This window comes from Microbacterium sp. (assembly GCF_052102115.1).
In the GTDB taxonomy this organism is placed as follows: Bacteria; Actinomycetota; Actinomycetes; order Actinomycetales; family Microbacteriaceae; genus Microbacterium.
Map to the genome: position 1 here is coordinate 1 of NZ_JBQDVP010000015.1, position 3,108 is coordinate 3,108.

3 protein-coding genes are annotated in these 3,108 nt (G+C 68.6%); 1 reads left to right on the plus strand and 2 read right to left on the minus strand.

The window, feature by feature from the left end; all coding sequences use genetic code 11:
• The first annotated feature begins 8 nt into the window (after positions 1-8).
• Positions 9-995 carry a glycosyltransferase family 2 protein gene (locus ACTICP_RS06715; RefSeq protein ID WP_441890867.1) on the plus strand — a complete coding sequence of 329 codons (987 nt, stop codon included), beginning with the start codon at positions 9-11 and terminating at the stop codon, positions 993-995.
• Positions 996-1,025: 30 nt separating this feature from the next.
• Here the strand turns inward: ACTICP_RS06715 and ACTICP_RS06720 are convergent, their stop codons facing one another.
• Together ACTICP_RS06720 and ACTICP_RS06725 are read right to left on the minus strand one after the other, a co-directional pair.
• Positions 1,026-2,123, minus strand: coding sequence for a polysaccharide deacetylase family protein (locus tag ACTICP_RS06720; protein WP_441890869.1), 1,098 nt, complete (start codon positions 2,121-2,123; stop codon positions 1,026-1,028).
• A gap of 91 nt (positions 2,124-2,214) precedes the next feature.
• Positions 2,215-3,108 (minus strand): alkaline phosphatase family protein (locus ACTICP_RS06725; RefSeq protein WP_441890759.1); only part of this gene is annotated, 894 nt, incomplete at its 5' end.

The window sequence follows — 3,108 nt, forward strand, 5'->3', positions numbered from 1 at the left end:
AGCACGCCGTGGGCTCGGTGCTCGCACAGGAGCTCGACGGTCCGAGCGAGCTCGTCCTCGCACTCGGGCCGTCCACCGATGGCACGACCGAGTTCGCGCAGCGACTCGCGGCCGATGACGCCCGCATCCGCCTCGTCGACAACCCCGCCGCGCACATCCCCGTCGGGCTCAACGCCGCGATCCGTGCGAGCCGCTACCCCACGATCGTGCGGGTCGACGCGCATTCCGAGCTCTCACCCGGTTACGCGCGGCGAGCGCTGGCGACGCTGGAGCGCACCGGAGCGGCGAACGTGGGCGGCGTCATGCGCGCCGACGGCAGGACCCCGTTCCAGAAGGCCGTCGCCCGCGCCTACAACTCCCCGATCGGTCTCGGCGGCGGCGCGTACCACGGCACCACGCACGAGGGCGAGGCCGAGTCGGCCTATCTGGGCGTCATGCGCCGCGCCGTGCTCGATGAAGTCGGGCTGTTCGATGAGACGATCCGTCGCGGTGAGGACTGGGAGCTGAATCTGCGCATCCGCCAGGCCGGCCACAAAGTCTGGCTCGACCCGCAGCTGTCGGTGACCTACTGGCCCCGCGAGAGCTGGTGGCGACTGGCGCGCCAGTTCCGCGCGACCGGGGCGTGGCGCGGAGAGCTGGTGCGCCGGTACGGCCGCAGCAACGGCCTACGATTCTTCGCACCCCCGGCGCTGCTGATGAACGCCGTGCTCGCCCTCATCGTCGGTGTGCTGCAGATCTCGCGTGTGCTGGGCGGAATCGCGTCGATCGTGGCATCCATCGTCTACCTGCCGCTGATCGCGTACGCCCTGCTCGTGACCGCCATGGCGCTCAAGCCCGGGGGCGGGCGTCCTGCCCGTGAGAGGATCTGGACGCTGGCGGTGCTGCCGACCATGCACCTGTCCTGGGGCTTCGGGTTCATCGGCGGCGTGCTGCGCGGAGCGCGCGACACGGTGGATGCTTCGCGCCTGGGCACGCGCAACACCCCGCTGCCGTGAACCGCGGTCGCCGGGCGGCCCGCACCGCGCTCAGCCGATGAGGTTGATCAGCGTGTCCAGCCCCATCCCGTAGTCGATGCGCACGACCGGCAGGGCGAGTTTGTCGGTGCCGATCTGCACCCGCCCCGGTTCGATCGTCCTGGCCATCTCATACCCCGCCATGGCGACGCCCTCTTTGGCCGTGTCGTTGAAGTGTCCGAACGGGTAGGCGATGACCTCGCGGACGCCGAGGACGTCGCCGGAGGTGTTGAGGTCGGCCGCGATCTCCTCCGCCGTCCAGTTGACCATCCGCCCCTCGCCGTTCTCCCCGGCCTCGTGCATGTCGTGGGTGTGCGAGCGCCGCAGGACGTACGGCGACGGTGCCGGATCCTGCCGATAGGCGGTGATCATGAACGACGTCGCCAGCACCTGGTGCTTGTCGACGACCGGCACGGCGAGATCGAACCAGGTCTGATCAGCGTCGTCGTCGGTGACGATCACCGACCGGTTCGGCAGGAAGAGCCTGCCGTCGATGAAGGCGCTCAACTCGTCCCAGGTCGGCATGTAGAAGCCCGTGGTCGCGAGGTGGTTCATCTGCGCGTCGAAGTCGCCGATGTAGGCGTAGTTGCCGCGGAGCCAGCCGTCCTCGCCCTCGGGGCGCGACGTGAACTGGTGGTACATGAGGATCGGGATCTGCGAACCGGCGGCCACGTTGTCCTCCGGGCTCATCCACGCTCCGTGCAGCACCATCCGCTGATCCGTGCATGCCACCGGCTCCGAGCCGTTCACCCGCCCGTCGACCTCGTACGCGGCAGCAGCCTCGGGGCTCGCGTACCAGCCGGCGAACACCTGCCCGTCCTGCGCGGGGATCGGCAGTGCGGCGTACAGCGCGTCCTGCGTCTGCAGCATCGGCTCCTGCGCGATCCCCTCGCCCTCGAAACTCACCGCACAGGCCAGCGGGTCGTCGGCGTCGGCGAGAAGCTGTTCTGCGGCGGTCAGACTCGGCGGCTCGGGCGTCGGTACGGAGGTGGGCTCGGACCTCTCCGCAGCGTTGGTCGCCTCTGCCGGCTCCGCGTCGCCGCTCAGCGACGAGATCAGGGCGAACCCTCCGGCCCCGAGAGCCACGATGACGACGGCCAACGACGCCACGACGGTACGACGGCGCCGACGCACGCGTCTTCGGGACTGCACGTTCGCGCTGCGCCGCGACGGACCGGGAGATCTCAACTCGGGCACTTGTTCACGCGTCCTCCGGTGGGCCGAACAGTCCCCTGCCCCGCGAGTGCAGCAGGTCGTACGCCTCGCCGAACGTTTGCGGCTCATCCGTGTCGGAGAGGCCTTGACGCGCGAGGAGCAGTCCCAGCAGGCCGCGCGCGGGCGGGGTCAGCGGCTTGTCCTTGTGGGCGTGCGCCGGATGCATGGGCTTCTCCTCCGGGTTCGGCGGAGTGAACGACGGCCGCGTCTCCGGCCAGTCAGAGGGATGGCGCGGCTGCTGCAGGTTGATGATGTTGAACAGGTCGTTCGCCCCGGCATCGCGCTTGGTGAGCGGCTTGAGCCCGTGCAGGCGGCTCAGCGTCGCGATCACGGATCCGTGATGCATCTCGTCGTTGATCACGGTTCCCGACCGCGTATACGCCGAGACGGCGATCGCCGGCACGCGGCATCCGAGCCGATCGAATTCGAACCCCATCTCGCCCGCACCGGAATCGTCGGGCGGCGTGGCCGCCGGCGGCGGTACGTGGTCGAAGCATCCGCCGTGCTCGTCGAACGTGATCAGCAGCAGGGTGTTCACCGCATTCGATCCGTCGGGCGTCTTGCTCGCGCGGACTGCCGTGTAGATGTCGTGGATGAGTTCGTCGCCCGCACGCACGTCGGAGTACGCGCTGTTGATGATCTCTGTTCCGCTGACGTCACTCTCGTGAAGGTGTCCGAACGGTGGGTGGAAGTCGTTGTGGTTGTACATCATGCGCGGTTCGATGAACGCGTACGCGGGCAGGTCGCCATGCTCGGCATCGGCGTAGAAGTCATCCATGGTGCCGAAATGCTCAGTGCGCCAGAACTTTTCCAGCACCGGGGCGTGCAGCACACCGGTGAACGACAGCATCTGCACTTCGTCGAAGTAGATCTTCCAGCT